Raw genomic sequence first — 18,567 nt, forward strand, 5'->3', positions numbered from 1 at the left:
GAGGCGCCGATAATGGTAGCAGCCTACCGGTCGAACAAGCAGGATCGCCCTGGCGGGGCCATTCGCCCGCAGGGTCACCCTGTCGCGACCGCCGCTCAGCGGAAGGCGAGGATCAGCCCATGCGCCATGGCCGGCGGCACGGCCAGGCCGAAGCAACCCTCCATCGCCCCGGTCCCCGCCGCGGCGCGCACGGCGGCGGAGGGGCTGGCGACCCGCACCGCCAGCGTCACCGGCCCCGCTGGCGGCAGGCCGGCAAGGTCAAGGCCGGGATAGCGCCCGGTGCGATGCAGCCCGGTGAGGAAGACCAGCGGCGCCGCCCCGGTCTCCACCCGCATCGCGCCATCCGGCTCGGCCACCGGTGCGCTGTCCAGCACCCGGCCCACCGCCTCGGCCGCGGCGACGGGGTCGGCCGTCAGCACCTCGATGCCGGCCAGCGCCTCGGCGGTGTTCGGGTGGTCCGCGAGGCCGGGCATCCAGGTCGCCTCCGGCGTCAAATGCTCGCAGGCGAAGAGGCGGAGGCCGGGCGCCGGCGCCTCGGCCAGGTGGAAGGTGCGGAAGCGCGCCTCCGCCGGCACGCCATCCGGCATGGGAACGGGCCGGCCGAAGCGCTGCACCGGCAGCGAGGCGACGCCCCGGGCCGCGAGCTCGGCGGCGCCGGCCTCGGCGTCATGGGCGCGGAGCGCGATGGCGGAGATGCCCTCCCGCTCCGCCAGCGCGGCGCGCCAGCCCGCATTGCGCGCGGCCGGCGCCAGCACGCCGAGCAGTTCCACATAGTCGGCGCGCAGCATGATGCAGTGATTGCCGGTGCCCATCTCCGCCGAATGCACCCCGCGCGGCGCCACGGCGAAGCCGAGGCGGGCAAAGCTCGCCGCCGCGGCATCGAGGTTCCGCACCAGCGCCACGCCATGGTCGATCCCGCCCAGATGCGTCAGCATGACCGCGATGTCCTCCAGCCCCAGGGGCGCCATGTCCTACGCCATCGAAACCCGCGTCACCCGCCTGCTCGGCATCCGCTATCCGATCGTGCAGGGCGGGCTGGCGCGCGTGGCCTTCTCGGCCCTCGCTGCCGCCGTGTCCAACGCCGGCGGGCTCGGCCAGATCAGCACGGCGGGGCTCGACGGGCCGGAGGCGCTGCGGGCCGAGATCCGCCGCTGCCGTCGCCTGACGAGCATGCCCTTCGCGGTGAATTTCCCGATCGGCCGCAATGACATCACCCCGGGCCTCGAGGCGGCGCTGGAGGAGGGGGTGCGGATCATCGCGCTCACCGCCGGCAACCCGGCGCCCTTCATCCGCCGCTGCGAGCAGGCGGGGGCGAAGACGCTGGTGCTGACCGCCGGGCCCGAGCTGGCGCGGAAGGCCGAGGCCGCCGGCGCCGACATGGTGGCGACCGTCGGCTACGAGGGCGGCGGCCATATCGGCCGCTCCGACGAGACGACGATGGTCATGGTTCCCCGCACCGTCGCCGCGGTGAAGATCCCGGTCCTCGCCTCCGGCGGCATCGCCACCGGCGCCGGGCTGCTGGCGGCGCTGGCGCTCGGCGCCGAGGGGGTCGAGATGGGCACCCGCTTCGTCGCCAGCGCCGAGGCCGTGGCCCATGACAATTACAAGCACGCCCTCGCCGCCGCCGCACCCACCGATACCATGCTGATCAAGCGAACCCTCGGCATGCCCGGCCGGGTCCTGCGCAGCCCGCATGCCGAGCGCATCGTCGCCGCTGAGGCCGCCGGCGCACTGCGTGAGGAGCTGATCGCCATGATCGCCGGCGCCGCCAATGCCCGCGGCACCGATGCCGGCGACCTCGAGGACAGCTATGTCTGGGCCGGACAATGCGTCGGCCTGATCGACGGGGTGGAGCCCGCCGGCGCCATCGTCGCCCGCATGGCCGAGGAGGCCGCGGCCGGCCTCGCCCGCCTGCGCGCCATGATGGGGTGAGGGGAAGGCGCACCGCTCTCGCCACGGCCTGCCTGCCCACCGGCTTCCGCCTCGCCGGTCGGGCAGGAGACGGACGGAACCAGACCATCACCAGTTCGTGATCAAAGTCTGGCCGGTTCCGGACAGGGCCGTGCATCCGGATCGCCATGCCACTCGTACCGCAACGAAAAGGGAAGGGCCTCTGTCCTTTTTCGGCTCCTTCATTCGGTGCGGAACGATGACGACATCCCGGTTCAGGTTGTGCCCCATCCCCGATGGACTGGCCGATCCCGCCTGGCTCCTCAGCTGGTACAGGGGCCCGTGCGAGACCCTTGCCGCCTCGGTCGAGGAGGCCCGATGGCTCGCTGCCGGCCGGTACACGATCGCGGCGCAAAAGGACCCAAGGCTGGCAAGCCAGGTTTCCCCCTGGCTCGACAGCAGCCTTGTCGCGGTCGAACCGGTGACGGCCGACCAGGGTGAGCTCAGTCCGGGCGGCGTCGCCTGATCGGAGCCGGGCCGCGCCTCAGGGCGCCGGGGGCAGCAGCACCACCGTCACGCTGCGCTCCACCGGCACCGCGCCGCGGGCGAAGGCGGCGCGGCGCGCCTCGGCCCGGATGCGGTCGCGCTCCACCCCGAGCTTCGACAGCGCCTCGGCCACCGCCCCGGCCCGCTTCGCGGCAAGCTGCAACCCGGCCTGCGCCCCGCCCTCCTGCGGCCCGGCATGGCCGAGCACGCAGAGCATCCGCTCCGGCTCCCGCTTCGCCCGGTCGGCGGCGGCGTCCAGGTTGGCCCGCGCATCCGCCCGCGGCGCGGCGTCGCCACGGGCGAAGGGAATGGCGAAGGCATCATCCTCCAGCTGCTCGGCGCCGATGCAGGTGAAGGGGCGGGGCTGCGCCCAGGCCCCCTTGGACGTGACCAGGCCAGGCAGCAGCAGGGCGGCGGCCAGCAGCGGGATCATCATGCGGCCGCCAGCAGCCCCGCATCCCGGAGCCGCGCCAGCAGCGCCGCGGCGTCGACGCCGGGATGGGCAGCACGCAGCTCTGCCTCCGCCACATCCGGCCGGGCGAGCAGCCAGCCGGCCGCCTCCACCTCGGCGCCGGCGAGCGGCAGCACGCCGCCGGCGGTCTTCAGCACCCAATCCGCGCCGCGCCGCACCGGCTTCGCCCCCGGCGCCAGCACGCGGAAGGCGGGCGCATCGGCCTCCGCGGCCGGGGCCTCGCCGGCCGGGGCGATGCCGCGGGCAGCCAGCAGGTCATTGCCGCCACGGTGGAACCGGTAGTCGGCGACGAAGCGCTCCAGCACCTCCATCACCTTCGGCTCCCGGCAGAGCTCGGCCAGGCGCTGGCCGAGCGCCCCGGCCCGGCTGGTGAGCGCGAACCTCGCCGCCGCCGAGCCGTCCTGCCGCGGCAGGGGCTTGCGGAACTCCGGGTCGTAGAGCGCCCGCTCGACCAGGATGTTGAGCAGGTCCATCCCGAGCGGCGCGTGCACGCCATAGGCGATGTGGACGGAGGCCGGCGCCTCGGCCAGCGCGTCGTGGTACCAGCCGCGCGGCAGGTAGAGCAGGTCGCCCGGCCGCAGCGTGACCTTCTCGCGCAGCCGGCCCTTCTGCTGCTCGTGCTGCGCCTGGGACATGCCGCGGAAGACGGGGTGGGCGATCGGCCATTCTGCCCGGCCCTCCCAGAGGTTCCAGGTCTTCTCGCCCTCGACCTGCACCGCCCAGACCTCATGCGTGTCGAAATGCGCGGGGAAGGCCTTGTGGCTCTGCCAGGAGATGTAGACATTCGCCTGCGCCTTGCCGAGCCCGGCGCCCTCCAGCGCGGCGGACACGGCGGCGAGGCCGGGCGTCAGGCTGTCCACGTCGTTCATGACGATGCTGGCGCCGCGCTTCACCCAGTCCCGCACCTTCGGCGCCTCGGGCTGCAGCACCTGCGCGTTGTCCCGGCTGGTGGCGCGGCCGCAATACTGCTCCGGCGGCACCGGCGTGCCGTCCATCACCAGCTGCAGCGAATGGCCGGACCAGATATGCGTCATGTCCAGCAGCCGGTTGATCTGCCGCCAGGACAGGACATGGGCGAATTTCGCCGCCCCGCCCGGCACATGCAGCGGCTTGCGGTCGTAATGCTCGGCGAAGAACCGCTCCGGCGTGACCGGGGCGAGCAGCTCGGCAAGGGTCAAGGTCATGGGCCCCCTGTAGCAGATCGCGCGCCCGAGCGGGACCGTTCGTGAGGCTTGCGGCGGGCGGCATAAGCCGCGAAGAGAGGCCCCAAGGAACCTTGGGGGATGCAACGGATGACCGAGCCGGCCCGGCTTGAACTGTTCCACCTGGCGGAGGATGCGCTGCGCCGCCAAGCCCCCGCCCTGCCCGCCGAGGCCGCCCTCCTGCTCCGCACCCTGCATGCCGGGGTGCCGACCACCGAACTCGCCGCGCCGGAGGCGGTGGCCGCCGCCGCCGCCAGCCTCTTCTCCCTCGCCGAGCAGCGGCCGCCCGGCACGGCCCGCATCCGCCTTATCCCCCCCGCTGCCGGCCAGGGACCGCATGCGGTGGCAGAGATCGTCACCGACGACATGCCCTTCCTGGTCGACAGCGCCCTCGGGGCGCTGGCCCGGCAGGGGCGGGTGGTGCGCCAGCTCCTCCACCCCGTCGTGCCGGTCCGACGCGATGCGGCCGGGCGGCTGCTCTCCCTCGGCGGCGAGGGCCAGGGGGAGGCGCGTCCGGAGAGCATGATGCGCATCACCCTCGGCGCCGCGCCCACCGCGCTGCTGCCCGGCCAGCCCGCCGTGGCGCCGGACGACTGGGCCGGGCTCGAGGCCGCGCTGACCCGGGCGCTGGGCGATACCCGCCGCGCCGTCGAGGACTTCCCCGCCATGGCTGCGCTCCTGCGCCAGGCGGCGGAGGAGGTGGCGCCGCGCGCCGAGCCGGGCGCCATCGGCTTCCTCCGCTGGCTGGGCGAGGACAATTTCGTCCTGCTGGGCCATCGCCGCCTCGACCTCACGCCGGAGGGCGGGCTGCGCGCGGTGGAGGCGGAAAACCTTGGCCTGCTGCGCGACGCCGCCCTGCCGGTCTTCGACGTGCTGCGCGGCGAGGGTGCCCTCTCGCCCCAGCTGCGCGCCGCGCTGGCCGACAGCGCCGCCGTCACCATCGCCAAGGCCAATATGCGGAGCACCGTGCACCGGCCGCAGCATGCCGACGTGGTGGTGACGGATGTGCTCGGCGCCGATGGCGGCGTGGTCGGGCTGCGGCTCTTCCTCGGCCTCTTCGCCGCCGCGGCCTACAACCGCAACCCGCGCAGCATCCCGCTGCTGGCGGAGAAGGTCGCCCGCATCCTCGGCGCCGCCGGCTACGACCCGGAGGCGCATGACGGCCGCGCGCTGCGCAACATCCTCGACACCTGGCCGCGCGACGAGCTGTTCCAGGCGCCGGAGCCGCAGATCCTGGCCGCCGCCCGCCGCGCGCTCGACCTGCAGATCCGGCCGCGCCCGGCGCTGGCGCTGCGGCGCGACCCCTTCGGCCGCTTCGTCTCGGCGATCGTCTGGCTGCCGCGCGACACCTTCGACACGCGGCTGCGCGAGCGCGTCGGCGCCATGCTGGCGCGGGCCTGCGGCGGGCATTTGAGCGCCTGGTACATCGCGCTCGGCGACTCGCCGCTGGCGCGGGTGCACTACATCATCGGCACCGACCCGGCGCGGCCGGCCGAGTTCGACGAGGCGGCGCTGGAGGCGGCCGTCGCGCAGGCGGCGCGCGGCTTCGGCGACCGGCTGTCGGAGGCGCTCGCCGCCGAGCGGGGCGAGGCCGCCGCCGCGGCGCTGCTGGCGCGCTGGCAGGATGCCTTCCCGCCCGGCTACCGCGAGACGGCGACCGGCGCCGAGGGCGCGGCCGACCTCGCCCTGGCCGAGCGGGCGCTGGCCGAAGGCCGCCCTGCTGCGGCGCTGGCCCGGCCGCCGGGCGCGGCGGGCCTCGTGCTGCGCCTGGCCAATCCCGGCGGCCCGCTGCCGCTCGCCGATGCGCTGCCGCTCTTCGAGAGCCTCGACCTCCGCGCCATCGAGGAGCTGCCGCACCGCCTCACCCCCGCCGGGGCGGGTGAGGTCGTGCTACACGTCTTCACCCTGGAGCCTGGCGCGGCGGTCGAGCCCGCCTGCTTCCCCGCCCTCCTCGAGGCGCTGGCCGCCCTGCTCGACGGACGGGCGGAGGCGGATGGCTTCAACCGCCTCGTGCTGCGGGCCGGGCTCGGCTGGCGCGAATGCTGGCTGCTGCGCGCGCTCTATCGCTGGCTGAAGCAGGTCGGCTTCGCCTTCGCGCAGGCGAGCGTCGAGGCGGCGCTGGCTGCACACCCCGCCGCGGCGCGGCTGCTGCTCGACCTCTTCCATGCCCGCTTCGACCCGGACCGGCCGCGCGGCGAGGAGGCGGGGCTGGAGGAGGCCTGGCGCGCGCTGCTTGACACCGTCGAGAACCCGGACGAGGACCGCATCCTCTCCCGCCTGCACACCGTGCTCGGTGCGGTGCTCAGGACCAACTACTTCCAGGGCAAGGACTACCTCTCGCTCAAGATTGACAGCGCCGCCGCGGGCGAGATGCCGGCACCAAGGCCCTGGCGCGAGGTCTTCGTCCATTCGCCGCGGATGGAGGGCGTGCATCTCCGCGCCGGGCCGGTGGCGCGGGGGGGCATCCGCTGGTCCGACCGGCGGGAGGATTTCCGCACCGAGATCCTCGGGCTGATGAAGGCCCAGCGCGTGAAGAACGTCGTCATCGTGCCGACCGGCGCGAAGGGCGGCTTCGTCCTGAAGAACATCCCCGCCGAGCGCGAGGCCTTCCAGGCCGAGGGCGTCGCCTGCTACCGCCTGCTGGTCCGCGGCCTGCTCGACATCACCGACAACCTCTCTCCCGCCGGCGTGGTGCCGCCCCCGCGCGTGGTGCGGCGCGACGGGGACGACCCCTACATGGTCGTCGCCGCCGACAAGGGCACGGCGACCTTCTCCGACATCGCCAACGGCCTCTCCGCCGAATACGGCTTCTGGCTGAGCGATGCCTTCGCCAGCGGCGGCTCGGCCGGCTACGACCACAAGGGCATGGGCATCACCGCGCGCGGCGCCTGGGTGATGGTGGCGCGGCACTTCGCCGAGCTGGGCCACGACATCTTCGCCGAGGACTTCACCTGTGCCGGCGTCGGCGATATGTCGGGCGACGTCTTCGGCAACGGCCTGCTGATCTCGCCGCACACGAAGCTGGTGGCCGCCTTCGACCACCGCCACATCTTCCTCGACCCGGACCCCGATCCGGCCGCCTCCTTCGCCGAGCGGCAGCGCCTCTTCGCCCTGCCGCGCTCCTCCTGGGCGGATTACGACACGACGAAAATCTCGGCCGGCGGCGGCGTCTTCCCGCGTAGCCTGAAGACCATCCCGCTCTCGCCGCAGGTGCGCGCCCTGCTCGGGATCGAGGCGGAGCGGGTCGAGCCGGCGGCGCTGATGCAGGCCATCCTCCGCGCCCCGGTCGACCTGCTCTATTTCGGCGGCATCGGCACCTATGTGAAGGCGAGCGGCGAGAGCCAGGCCGAGGCCGGCGACCGCGCCAATGACGCGGTCCGCGTCAACGGCGGCGAGATCCGCGCCCGCGTCGTGGGGGAGGGGGCCAACCTCGCCGTGACGCAAGCCGGCCGGGTCGAGGTCGCGCGCGCGGGCGGGCGCATCAACACCGATGCGCTCGACAACTCGGCCGGCGTGTCCACCAGCGACCATGAGGTGAACATCAAGATCCTGCTCGCCGATGCCGAATCCTCCGGCGCGCTGACCCGCACCCAGCGCGACGCGCTGCTCGCCGAGATGACCGACGAGGTGGCGGAGCTGGTGCTGCGCGACAATGCCCAGCAGGCGCTCGCCGTCTCGCTCGAGGAGCGCGCCGGGGCCGAGGCGCTGCCGGGCCAGGCGGCGCTGATGCTGCGGCTGGAAGCGGCCGGGGTGCTCGACCGCGCCGTCGCCGGCCTGCCCGATGCAGCCGCCATGACCGGCCGCATCGCCGCCGGCGAGGCGCTGGCCCGCCCCGGCATCTGCGCCCTGCTGCCGCTGGCCAAGCTCTGGCTCACGGAGGCGATCGAGGAGAGCGACCTGCCGGATGATCCGGTCTTCGCCCCCATGCTGCTCGCCTACTTCCCGAAGCCCCTGCGGGCGCGCTTCCCGGAGATGATCGCCCGCCACCGGCTGCGGCGGGAGTTGGTGGCGACCGCCATCGCCAACGAGGTGGCGAACCGCCTCGGCTGCGCCGCGCTCGGCCGGCTGGCGGCGGCGGCCGACCCGGTGACCCTCGCCCGCGCCGCCTGGCTGGCGGGCGAGGTCTTCGCCCTGCCCGGCGCGGCCGATGCGGCGGATGCCTGCGCAGCCCCGGCCCCCGCCCGGCTCGACCTGCTGCTCGCCTTGCGCCGGCTGCAGGAGGAGGCGGCGCTCGGCCTGCTCGATGCCCCCCGCCCGCTGGAGCTGGCCCTCGCCGCGCTGCGCCCCGGCGTCGAGGCCCTGGTCGCCGGCACCGAGCCGGGGCCCGAGGCCGCCGCCTGGCGTGCGGCCGGCCTGCCGGAGGAGGCGGTGTCGCTCGCCTCCGCCGCGGGGCGGCTGGCCGCCGCGCCGGTCATCCTCCAGCTTGCCGGCGCCACCGGGGCAACGCCGGAGGAGGCTGCGGGCGCCTGGTCCGCCATCGGCGCCGAATACGGGATCGAGGCGCTGCGCGGCGCCGCCCATGCCGCCCCCGTGCCCGGCCCCTTCGGCCCGCGCGCCCGGGCGGCGCTGCTCGCCGATCTCGGCGCGACCCAGGCCAGGCTCGCCGCCGCCCGCCTCGCCGGCACCGCACCGCGGGCCGAGCCGCCGCTGGCCCTGGCGCGGGAGGCGGCGATGGCCGGCGACCTGGCGGCGCTCGGCGTCGCGGTGCGGGCGCTGGCGACGGTGGCGTGAGCCATGTCCTGCCGGACCTGCTGCGGCCGGGGCTGCGGCTGGTGATCTGCGGCAGCGCGGCGGGCACCGTCTCCGCCGCGCGCGGCGCCTATTACGCCGGGCCGGGCAACAAATTCTGGGACATCCTGCACCGTATCGGCCTGACGCCGCGGCGCTTCCGGCCGGAGGAGTACCCCCTGCTGCTCGAGCTCGGCATCGGCCTCACCGATCTCTGCAAGACCGCCTTCGGGCCGGATGCCTCGCTGCCGCGCGACGGCTACGACCTGCCCGGCCTCCGCGCCCGGCTCGCCGCCGCGGCGCCGACCCTGCTCGCCTTCAACGGCAAGGCAGCGGCCTCGTGCTGGCTTGGCCTCCGCGCGCCGCGCTTCGGCTGGTGGGAGGGGGCGCCGCCGGTGATGGTGCTGCCCTCCACCTCCGGCCTCGCCTGCCGGAGCTGGCAGGAGGCGCCCTGGCTCGAGCTCGGCCGGCGCCTGGCATGACCCGCCAGGCCTGGGCCTGGGCCCTCTACGACTGGGCGAACAGCGCCTTCCCCACCGTCGTCTCCACCTTCGTCATCGCCGCCTATTTCACCAAGGGCATCGCCCCGGACCCGGCAACCGGCCAGGCGCAATGGGGCTGGATGCAGACCGCGGCGGGCATCGCCATCGCCCTGCTCTCGCCCGCCCTCGGCGCGGTCGCCGATGCCGGCGGCAGGCGGCGGCTGATGCTCGGCCTCTGCACCGCCGTCATGGTCGTGGCGACGGCCGGCATCTGGTTCGCCGAGCCGCGGCCCGACCATGCGCTCTGGGCGCTCGCCTGCGTCGGCCTCGCCACCGTTGCCTTCGAGCTCGGCACGGTCTTCTACAACTCGCTGCTGCCGGAGGTGGCGGCGCCGGCGCAGATCGGCCGCGTCTCCGGCCTGGCCTGGGGCCTCGGCTATGCCGGCGGCCTCGCCTGCCTCGTCGTCGCGCTCCTCGTCCTGGTACAGCCGAAGCCGCCCCTCTTCGGCCTGGATGCGGCGAGCGCCGAGCCGGTGCGGGCGACGGCCCTGCTGACGGCCGCCTGGGTCGCCGCCTTTGCCTGGCCGGTCCTCGCCCTGCTCCCCGGCAGCCAGGGCCCGAAGCCCGGCTGGTGGGCGGCGGCGCGCGGCGGCATGGCGGAGATCGCCCGCCTGCTGCGCGGCCTGCCGCGCAACCCGGTGATGGCCCGCTTCCTCGTCGCCCGGCTCTTCTACACCGACGGGTTGAACACCCTCTTCGCCTTCGGCGCCATCTATGCCGCCGGCGTCTTCGGCATGAGCTTTGAGGAGATCCTGGTCTTCGGCATCGCCCTCAACCTGACGGCCGGGCTGGGCGCCGCCGGCTTCGGCCTGATCGAGGACCGCATGGGGTCGAAGCGCACGGTGATGGTCTCGCTCGGCGCCCTCGTCCTGCTCTGCGCCGGGCTGCTGGTGGTGGAGGGGAAGCCTGCCTTCTGGGCCCTCGCCCTGGCGCTCGGGGTCTTCATCGGCCCGGCCCAGGCGGCGAGCCGCACGCTGATGGCCCGCCTTGCCCCGCCGGAGGAGGTGGCGGCGCATTTCGGCCTCTTCGCCCTCAGCGGGCGCGTCACCGGCTTCCTTGGCCCCGCGGTGCTCGCCGCCGTCACCGCGGCGACGGGCAGCCAGCGGGCGGGGATGGCGACGGTCATTGTCTTCCTTGCCCTCGGCGCGGCGATCCTGGCCGGCCTGCGGGAGCGGCAGTAGCGCCGGGATTCGTTTAGATTCATTGATGTCTTTTGCATCTACAGCCCGCCCCGCTCGTTAGGCCGGCACGGCGGCCGCCGCGAGCCACGGGCTCTCCGGCCGAAAACTGGGGGGAAACAGGCGGGATGCTGATCTCGGACGCTGGGCCGCGCGCCCATCGCCGCCAATTCGTCATGGCGAGGCAGCCCGTCCTACCGGACGAGGATTGGGCGTCGCGGGCCATCTCCAACGGCTTCTACCTGTCCTATCAGCGGGACCTCCCGGTCCATGTCCTGGAGCGGGAGGGCCAGTCGGTGATCCTGCTCGGCCATGCCGTTCCCGTGGCGCCGGGGGCCGGGCCGGATGAGCTGGCAGGGCGCTTCGTCCGGATCGAATGGCCTTACCTCTACCCGGATCCGAGCGCGCTGCTGCCCATCTATTACGGGACCACGCCGGACGGGCCGCTCATCACCTCGAGCCCGAGCCTCGCCGCGCGGCTTGGCGGCGGTGCCGTCACCCACCGCGAGATCGCCTGGTCGGGCCTGAACTGGACCCCGCCGCCCGCCACCGCGGTGGCGGGCATCGCCACGCTGCTGCGGGACCAGCGCCTCGTCATCCCATCCGCGACGGTCGAGGGCCTGGACTGCCCGATCCGTCCCGCCGCCTCGGTTGAGGCCGCCCGGGACGAGATGGCTGCGGACCTGACCAGCCTCGCCGGCACGCTCAAGGACCGCGGCGGCACCACCTACCTGGCGCTGACGGCCGGGCTCGATTCCCGCACCCTCCTCGCCGGCCTGCTCGCCGCCGGCACGCGCTTCGAATGCGTCACGCAGAGCTTCGACGGCGTGAAGCCGGCCGATATCGAGATTGCCGGCCGCATCAGCCGCCATCTCGGCGTTCCCCACCATGTCATCGACCCCGAGGCCTTCGACGAGGCGCCGCTGCGCCTCTGGCGCGAGCATGGGCTCGAGAGCTACCACGATGCCGATGATGCGCATCTGATCCCGCAGAACCAGTACCGCTTCCTCGGCGCCGGCGACCTGCTGGTCCGCGGCGGATGCTTCGAATTCGGCCGCCGCTTCTATGCCTCGCGCTTCACCGGCCTCGATTTCGGCAATGCGACCGGCGCGGCGCTCTGGTCCCGCTTCGAGGCCACGGTGCCGCACCCGCCGACGGTCGCGGCGCTCGAGGCCTGGCTCGACTGGCGCCGCCGCCATGCGGACGGCCTCGACCTGGCCGACTCCTTCTACCTCGACCAACGGGCTGGCGGCTGGCTCTCCGCGGTCGAGCATGGGCTGGACATGCTGCCCGGCCTGTCGCTCCCTGCCGCGAATTGCAACCGCATCCTGTCGGCGCTGATCACGCCGGGGGAGGCGGACCGGTTGGATGGCCGCCTGCAGCGCGACGTCATCCGCCGGCTGGAGCCGGGGCTGCTGCGCTTCCCGGTCAACCCGCCGAGCCTCGGCGAGCGGGCGACGCGGCTGCTCCACCGCACCCGCGACGGGATCAAGCGGCGCCTCAAGCGGGTCCTGCCCGGCGCGGTGGTGCGGCGGCTGCGGAGATAATCCGCAGCGCCGCACCCCGCCGCCGCGTTTGGAGCCGTGCCGGGGCGGGCGGGCCGCCATCCGCCGGGGCTTCCCTGAAGCGCCGCCCCGCCCTATTGATCTGGCAAGCAAACATCCGTTCCGGGAGCAACGCCATGACCACCCTGACCCGCCGCGCCGCGCTTGGCGCCGCAACCCTGCTCGCCGCCCCGCGCTTGGCGCGCGCCGCCGAGACCCAGCTCGCCATCGCCACCGGCACCACCGGCGGCGTCTACTACCCGCTCGGCGGCGGCCTTGCGAATATCCTCTCCCGCACCATCCCGGGGATGAGCGCGACCGTCGAGGTCACCGGCGGCTCCGTCGCCAACAACCAGCTGCTCGGCGCCGGCCGCGTCGGGCTGATCTTCACCCAGGTCGATGCCAGCGTGGATGCGGTCAACGGGCAGGACCGCTTCCGCGGCCGTCCGGTGAAGGTCCGCTCCATCGCCGTGCTCTACTCCAACCGCATGCAGGTGGTGACGACCGCGGCGAGCGGCATCCAGAGCCTCGCCGACATGAAGGGCAAGCGCGTCTCGACCGGCGCCCCCGGCTCGGCGACCGAGGTGATGGCCTTTCGCCTCATCGAGGCCGCCGGCCTCGACCGCGACAAGGACTTCCGTGCCCGCGAGCGCCTTTCGCCCGCCGAGAGCACCAATGCCGTCAAGGACGGCAAGCTCGATGCCTATTTCTTCGTCTCCGGCGTGCCGACCAGCGCGATCACGGACCTCGCCGCCTCGCCCGGCGTCACCATGCGGCTGATTGACCATGCCGACTACATCCCGCAGATCACCGCCAAGTACGGGCCGGTCTACTTCCCGGAGGTGATCCCGGCCGGCACCTATCCTGGTCAGACCACGGACAACCAGCAGATGTCGGTGGCGAACATCCTCGCCGTGCTCGACACGATGCCGGACGAGCTGGTGACGAAGATCTTGGAGAGCACCTGGAACGGGCGGGCCGAACTGGCCCAGGTGCATGCCGAGGGGCGCGGCTTCACCCTTGAGCGGCAGAAGACGGCGGCGGCCGGCGTGCCCTGGCACCCAGCGGCGGAAGCCTTCTGGAAGAAGCAGGGCGCAGCGCTCGCCTGACGAGGCGCCCTGGCCCCGCCGGGGGGAAGGCTCCCCCGGTCCTGCCCTGGATACGCCGTTACCCGCTGGGCAGCCGTTGGCCGGAAGGGCGGGTCAGCGCTTCCCGTCCCACTCGGGCTCCGCAGCGGCGCTCTCGGCCTGGGCCCGCTGGTCGTTCGGCCGGCCCTGAGGCGAGCCGCCGGCCTTCTCGATCTCCTCCGGCCTGGCGCCGCCGCGCGACGTCTCCTCCTCGCTCCACGGCGTCTCGCCCGTGCCCAGCTTTGCTTCCGGCATTCCGCCTCCCCTCCGTATCGGACGTCCAGCGAGGCCTGTGCGCCACGGTTCCGCCGCTGGCGCGTTGGGGCGCCGGCTGCCCTGTGGAAGAACGCCCCTGCTGACCGACCTGCTGGTGGGAGGGCGGGAGCTGCCGCTCTGGCTCTCCCTGCTGGTCCCCTTCGTCCTCGCCCCGGCGCTGGCGCTGCTGGCGCTGCGCCTCGTCCACGTCCTGCTGGACCGGGTGCTGGCCGCCAGCCTAGCCCGCCTGCTCCGCCGCGTGCTGGCCGATGGCCGCGGCGCCGTGCAGGCCGCCATCGCGCTGCTGGCAGTGGAGGTGACGCTGCCCGCCGTCGACCTGCCGACCGCCGCCGAGCAGGCCGCGAGCCGTGTCGCCGCGCTCGGCCTGGTGGTGGCGATCGGCTGGGCGCTGACCCGCAAGGTCGCCGCCGTCTTCGACGCCTGTCTGGAGGGCCCGCTCGGCGAGAATGCCGACTGGCTGCAGCGCCGCCGGCGGACCCAGCTCATCGTCTTCCGCCGCCTCGCCGTCTCCACCGGCGTCGCGCTGACCGCCGGCCTGGTGCTGACGGCCATCCCCGCCGTGCGTGCCGTCGGCCTCAGCCTCTTCGCCTCGGCCGGCGTCGCCGGCATCGTCGCAGGCCTGGCGGCGCGGCCGGCCGTCTCCAACCTCATCGTCGGCATCCAGATCGCGCTGACCCAGCCGATCCGCCTCGGCGATGCCGTGCTGGTCGAGGGCGAGTGGGGCCATGTGGCGGAGATCACCGCGACCTATGTGACCATCGCCACCTGGGACCAGCGCTCCCTCGTCGTCCCCATCGGCTACTTCGCCGAGCGGCCGATCCGGAACTGGACGAAGACCAGCGCGCAGTTGCTCGACATCGTCTTCCTCTATGTCGACTACACCGTGCCCGTCGCCGAGCTGCGCGCGGAGGCGCAGCGCATCCTCGGAGCGAGCCCGCTCTGGGACCGGCGCGTCTTCGCCGTGCAGGTCACCGACCTGAAGGAGCGCAGCGTCGAGATCCGCGTGCTGATGAGCGCCGCCAATTCCGGCGCGATGTTCGACCTGCGCTGCCTGATGCGCGAGCGGCTGATCGCCTTCCTCGCCGAGAAGTATCCGCGCTCACTGCCCCAGGCGCGCCTCGTCGTCTCCGAGCTGCGCGCCGCTTGACCGCCGGCGCCGGCGCCACCAGCCTGCGCGCAAAGCAGGGAGCGGGCGATATGCCGCGACGTCGCATCGTGATCGGGGGCGCGCTCGCCGCCGCCGCCATCCGCCCCGCCGGGGCCCAGTCCTGGCCGGACCGCCCGATCCGCATCATCGCCCCCTACGCGCCCGGCGGCCAGTCCGACACGGTGGTCCGGCTGCTCGCGCCGAAGCTCACGGAGCACCTCGGCCAGGGCGTCGTGGTCGAGAACCGGACGGGCGCCGGCGGATCCATCGGCGCCGGCGTCGTCGCCCAGGCACCGCCCGATGGCTACACGCTGCTCTTCGAAAGCTTCGCCTTCCTTGTCGTGCCCTTCATCGTGAAGGGCCTCGCCTTCGACTACGAGACGGCCTTCGCCCCGGTCGGCCAGGCCGTCGCGCTGCCCTATGTGCTGGTGGTGCGGCGCGACTTCCCGGCGAAGGACTTCGCCGGGTTCCTCGCCTATGCCAAGGCGCATCCCGGCGTCAGCTACGGCACGCCGGGCGTCGGCACGGTCGGCCACCTGGCCGGCGCCCTGCTGGAGAGCCGGGCGGGGATCAAGCTGGAGCACGTCCCCTATCGCGGCGGCGCGGAATCGGCGCGGGACCTGGCCGGCGGCGTCATCGACGCGGCGATCGGCACGGCGAACAGCTTCGGCCCGCTGGTCCAGGAGGGCAAGGTGCGCGGCCTGGCGCTGACCAGCGGCGAGCGCCGCGGCACGCTCCGCGACCTGCCGACCATCGCCGAGAGCGGCTTCCCCGGCTACGACCTGACGAGCTGGAACGGCCTCTTCGCCCCTGCCGGCACCCCCGCGCCGGTCCTGGCGAAGCTGGAGGCGGCGCTCGCCCATGCGACGAGCGACCCGGCGACGCGCGAGAGGCTGGCGATGACCGGCAACGACGCCGTCACCGAGGGCTCGGCCGCCTTCGCCGCCCGCATCCAGCGCGAGCGGGCGGTGGTGCGGCAGATCGTGGCGCAAACCGGCATCCGCGCCGAGTAGTCAGTCATTGCCCTCGTCGGGGATGTTGAGCAGGGTCCCGCAGGCCTTGCAGTGGACGGAATCCGGCTCGTGCCGCTGCAGCCCGCAATCGGGACATGGGAAGCGCACCTTGTTCGGCCGGAACAGCGTCTGCGCCAGCCGGAGGAAGAGGGTGACGCCCGCCAGCATGATCACCACCGATAGCAGCCGCCCCGTTGGCCCCTGCAGGGTGATGTCGCCGAAGCCCGTCGTGGTCAGGGCGGTGACGGTGAAGTAGAGCGCATCGGCGTAGTTGGTGATGTGCGGGTTGCCGCGGTGCTGCGTCTCGAAGACCAGCCCGGTCATGATGAAGATGAAGACGCCGAGCTGCGCCGCCGCCAGCGCCGCCTCCTCGTTCTGGCGAAAGAAGGGCAGGTCGCTGCGGAGCGAGGTGATGAGCCGCACCGAATGCAGCAGCCTCAGCGTCCGCAGCACGCGGAGGAAGGCGAGCGCGCCGTAGAGCAGCGGCGCCAGCAGCAGCGAGAGGATGCCGAGCAGGTCGGCCAGCTCCAGCGGCTGGATCAGGGCGCGCCAGGGCCGGCCGCTGGCGCTGATCCGCCCGGCGAATTCGGCCAGCAGCACGAGGCCGAGCCCGACATCCACCGCCAGGACCAACCCGCTGAGCGGCAGGAAGGAGGCGACGACGATCCAGCCGATGCTGACCAGGTCGAGGCCGAGCAGGGCGTAGCGGAAATGCCGGGCCTCCGGCACCTCCGCCCGGTAGAGACGCCGCAACGCGACGCGGAGCCGGTCGCGCCGCGGCCACCGCATGGCTACAGCGCGCCGCCCCGGCGCCCCGCCATGGCCCCGAGCCGGAGCCGCAGCGCGTTCAGCTTGATGAAGCCCTGGGCGTCGAACTGGTCGTAGGCGCCCTGGTCCTCCTCGAAGGTGACGTGCTTCATCGAGTAGAGGCTGTGCGGGCTGCGCCGGCCCGTGACGATGACATTGCCCTTGTAGAGCGTCATCCGCACCTCGCCGCTGACGCTCCGCTGGCTCTCGTCGGCCATGGCCTGGATCATCCGCCGCTCCGGGCTGAACCAGAAGCCGTTGTAGACGATCTCCGCATAGCGCGGCATCAGGCTGTCCTTCAGGTGCATCGCCTCGCGGTCGAGGGTGATGCTCTCGATCGCCCGGTGCGCCTGCCAGAGGATGGTGCCGCCCGGCGTCTCGTAGCAGCCGCGCGACTTCATGCCGACGAAGCGGTTCTCGACGAGGTCGAGCCGGCCGATGCCGTTGGCCTTGCCGAGGGCGTTCAGCTCGGTCAGCAGCGCCGCCGGGCTCAGCCGGCGGCCGTTGATCCCGACGGCATCGCCGCGCTCGAACTCGACTACGATCTCGGTCGGGCTGTCGGGCGCCTCCATCGGGCTGATGGTGCGCTGCCAGACCATCTCGTCCGGCGCATCCCAGGGCTCCTCGAGGATCTTCCCCTCGGAGGAGCTGTGCAGCAGGTTGGCATCGACCGAGAAGGGCGCCTCGCCGCGCTTGTCCTTGGCGATGGGGATCTGGTTCGCCTCGGCGAATTCCAGCAGCCGGGTGCGGCTCGTCAGCTCCCACTCGCGCCAGGGGGCGATGACCTTCACGTCCGGCTTCAGCGCGTAGTAGCCGATCTCGAAGCGCACCTGATCGTTGCCCTTGCCGGTCGCGCCATGGGCGACGGCATCGGCGCCCACCTCCTCGGCGATGCGGATCTGCTCCTGCGCGATCAGCGGCCGGGCGATGGAGGTGCCGAGCAGGTACTGCCCTTCATAGAGGGCGTTCATCCGGAACATCGGGAAGACGAAGTCCCGCACGAACTCCTCGCGCAGGTCGCGGATGAAGATGTTCTCCGGCTTGATGCCAAGCAGCAGGGCCTTGTCCCGCGCCGGGCCCAGCTCCTCCCCCTGGCCAAGATCGGCGGTGAAGGTCACCACCTCGCAGCGATAGGTGGTCTGGAGCCATTTCAGGATGACGCTGGTATCGAGGCCGCCGGAATAGGCCAGAACGACCTTCTTGACATCCTTCACGCGCATGATCCTGGTCCTGACGGGGGCTGATGGTGGCCGAAGCGGGCCAGATGCCGCGTTTGCCGCGCGGCGACAAGGGCTTGCGCGCAGCCCCGGCCCTCTGTCCGCACCGCCCCCCGCCGCGGCCAGGTCCGGCCGCCGCGCCATCCGCGGCGGCGCGCGCCGGCGCCTCCCGATCGGGCCGGCCTTGGCGCCCCGGCCGAGGGCGCAGGGCCTGGGGTCAGGCCGCCGCTTCGGCCACCGCCTCGTAGGGCAGGCGCTTCACCCGGTCCATGTTGACGCCCTCGATCCGCAGCAGGCGGGTTGGGCCCTCGCGGCGCGGGGCATGCAGCTCGCCCGGCTCGTAGAGATAGGCATCGCCCGGCTGCAGCCGGTAGTCGCGCACCGGCTTCGCCTTGCCCGGCGCGGTCTCGGTCGGGCGGGCGAGGCATTCGTAGTCGGTCATGACGGTCTCGCCCTCCGCCTGGCCATAGATCGCCCAGGAGGGGCCATGGTCGTGCGGCGTGCTGCTCTTCGCCCCCTCATAGGCATGGGCGAGGATGGCGAAGCCGAGCTCCGGGTCCTCGTAGATCACCTTCCGCTCCGGCGTGCCCTCGGGCAGGATGGAGGCGACGAAGCCGCGGTCCTGCAGGGCCTTCTGCACCAGCTCGCAGACCGCGACGCGCCCCTCGGTGCCGGGATGGGTCTTGAGGGCGGTGCGGCAATCGGCGGCGAATTGCTCGAGAGTCAGCGCCATGGCCTGGCCTCCTCCGTGTGATGGCGCGGAGGACGGTAATCCCCGCGCCGGTGGTGTCAACCGCGGCGGTTCCGGATCGATTCCTGTTCAGGCCCGGCATGGAAGGCCGGGCGATTGGGACAATTCGATGAAACCGCGCGCCGGC

General features: G+C 73.4%; 16 protein-coding genes. 9 read left to right on the top strand and 7 right to left on the bottom strand.

What is annotated here, in order from left to right:
• Positions 1-95: 95 nt before the first annotated feature.
• Positions 96-968 (bottom strand): VOC family protein, encoded by an 873-nt coding sequence (locus tag AC5JJ1_RS27725; protein ID WP_495788350.1) that lies wholly within the window; start codon positions 966-968, stop codon positions 96-98.
• Here AC5JJ1_RS27725 and AC5JJ1_RS27730 point away from each other — a divergent pair.
• Both AC5JJ1_RS27730 and AC5JJ1_RS27735 read left to right on the top strand, forming a co-directional pair.
• Positions 967-1,932 (top strand): NAD(P)H-dependent flavin oxidoreductase, encoded by a 966-nt coding sequence (locus AC5JJ1_RS27730; RefSeq protein ID WP_495788351.1) that lies wholly within the window; start codon positions 967-969, stop codon positions 1,930-1,932. The two genes, AC5JJ1_RS27725 and AC5JJ1_RS27730, sit on opposite strands and share 2 nt — an antisense overlap.
• A 97-nt stretch (positions 1,933-2,029) precedes the next feature.
• Positions 2,030-2,416 carry a hypothetical protein gene (locus AC5JJ1_RS27735; RefSeq protein ID WP_495788352.1) on the top strand — a complete coding sequence of 129 codons (387 nt, stop codon included), beginning with the start codon at positions 2,030-2,032 and terminating at the stop codon, positions 2,414-2,416.
• Positions 2,417-2,434: 18 nt separating this feature from the next.
• Here AC5JJ1_RS27735 and AC5JJ1_RS27740 read toward each other — a convergent pair whose 3' ends face one another.
• Both AC5JJ1_RS27740 and AC5JJ1_RS27745 read right to left on the bottom strand, forming a co-directional pair.
• Positions 2,435-2,872, bottom strand: a complete 438-nt coding sequence (locus AC5JJ1_RS27740; RefSeq protein ID WP_495788353.1) for an OmpA family protein — start codon at positions 2,870-2,872, stop codon at positions 2,435-2,437.
• Positions 2,869-4,092 (bottom strand): cupin domain-containing protein, encoded by a 1,224-nt coding sequence (locus tag AC5JJ1_RS27745; protein ID WP_495788354.1) that lies wholly within the window; start codon positions 4,090-4,092, stop codon positions 2,869-2,871. Before AC5JJ1_RS27745 ends, AC5JJ1_RS27740 begins: the two co-directional genes overlap by 4 nt.
• 108 nt (positions 4,093-4,200) lie before the next feature.
• On the opposite strand from AC5JJ1_RS27745, the gene AC5JJ1_RS27750 reads away from it, so the two are divergent.
• The 5 genes from AC5JJ1_RS27750 (at position 4,201) to AC5JJ1_RS27770 (ending at position 13,211) form a co-directional block, all read left to right on the top strand.
• A complete protein-coding gene (locus AC5JJ1_RS27750; protein ID WP_495788355.1) occupies positions 4,201-8,841 on the top strand; it encodes an NAD-glutamate dehydrogenase in 4,641 nt (1,546 codons plus the stop codon).
• Positions 8,838-9,320 carry a mismatch-specific DNA-glycosylase gene (locus AC5JJ1_RS27755; protein WP_495788356.1) on the top strand — a complete coding sequence of 161 codons (483 nt, stop codon included), beginning with the start codon at positions 8,838-8,840 and terminating at the stop codon, positions 9,318-9,320. The genes AC5JJ1_RS27750 and AC5JJ1_RS27755 overlap by 4 nt, the downstream gene beginning before the upstream one ends.
• Positions 9,317-10,561 carry an MFS transporter gene (locus AC5JJ1_RS27760; RefSeq protein ID WP_495788357.1) on the top strand — a complete coding sequence of 415 codons (1,245 nt, stop codon included), beginning with the start codon at positions 9,317-9,319 and terminating at the stop codon, positions 10,559-10,561. The genes AC5JJ1_RS27755 and AC5JJ1_RS27760 overlap by 4 nt, the downstream gene beginning before the upstream one ends.
• Before the next feature lie 125 nt (positions 10,562-10,686).
• Positions 10,687-12,105: an adenine nucleotide alpha hydrolase family protein gene (locus AC5JJ1_RS27765; protein ID WP_495788358.1), complete on the top strand. Its 1,419-nt coding sequence runs from the start codon at positions 10,687-10,689 to the stop codon at positions 12,103-12,105.
• Positions 12,106-12,239: 134 nt separating this feature from the next.
• Positions 12,240-13,211, top strand: a complete 972-nt coding sequence (locus AC5JJ1_RS27770; RefSeq protein ID WP_495788359.1) for a TAXI family TRAP transporter solute-binding subunit — start codon at positions 12,240-12,242, stop codon at positions 13,209-13,211.
• Between the two features lie 93 nt (positions 13,212-13,304).
• On the opposite strand, the gene AC5JJ1_RS27775 is transcribed toward AC5JJ1_RS27770, so the two are convergent.
• The gene (locus AC5JJ1_RS27775; RefSeq protein ID WP_495788360.1) at positions 13,305-13,484 is read right to left on the bottom strand and encodes a hypothetical protein; all 180 of its coding nucleotides are present in this window, start codon (positions 13,482-13,484) and stop codon (positions 13,305-13,307) included.
• A gap of 64 nt (positions 13,485-13,548) precedes the next feature.
• On the opposite strand from AC5JJ1_RS27775, the gene AC5JJ1_RS27780 reads away from it, so the two are divergent.
• Together AC5JJ1_RS27780 and AC5JJ1_RS27785 are read left to right on the top strand one after the other, a co-directional pair.
• Positions 13,549-14,652, top strand: a complete 1,104-nt coding sequence (locus AC5JJ1_RS27780; RefSeq protein ID WP_495788361.1) for a mechanosensitive ion channel family protein — start codon at positions 13,549-13,551, stop codon at positions 14,650-14,652.
• A 50-nt stretch (positions 14,653-14,702) separates the two neighbouring features.
• Positions 14,703-15,665, top strand: coding sequence for a Bug family tripartite tricarboxylate transporter substrate binding protein (locus AC5JJ1_RS27785; RefSeq protein ID WP_495788362.1), 963 nt, complete (start codon positions 14,703-14,705; stop codon positions 15,663-15,665).
• Here AC5JJ1_RS27785 and AC5JJ1_RS27790 read toward each other — a convergent pair whose 3' ends face one another.
• The 3 genes from AC5JJ1_RS27790 to AC5JJ1_RS27800 form a co-directional block, all read right to left on the bottom strand.
• Positions 15,666-16,454, bottom strand: a complete 789-nt coding sequence (locus tag AC5JJ1_RS27790) for a potassium channel family protein (protein WP_495788363.1) — start codon at positions 16,452-16,454, stop codon at positions 15,666-15,668.
• Between the two features lie 2 nt (positions 16,455-16,456).
• Positions 16,457-17,692 carry an argininosuccinate synthase gene (locus AC5JJ1_RS27795; protein WP_495788364.1) on the bottom strand — a complete coding sequence of 412 codons (1,236 nt, stop codon included), beginning with the start codon at positions 17,690-17,692 and terminating at the stop codon, positions 16,457-16,459.
• Between the two features lie 214 nt (positions 17,693-17,906).
• Entirely contained in the window at positions 17,907-18,422 is a 516-nt protein-coding gene (locus tag AC5JJ1_RS27800; protein ID WP_495788365.1) for a hypothetical protein, read from the bottom strand.
• Between the last annotated feature and the right edge of the window lie 145 nt (positions 18,423-18,567).

This window comes from Belnapia sp., from assembly GCF_059504005.1.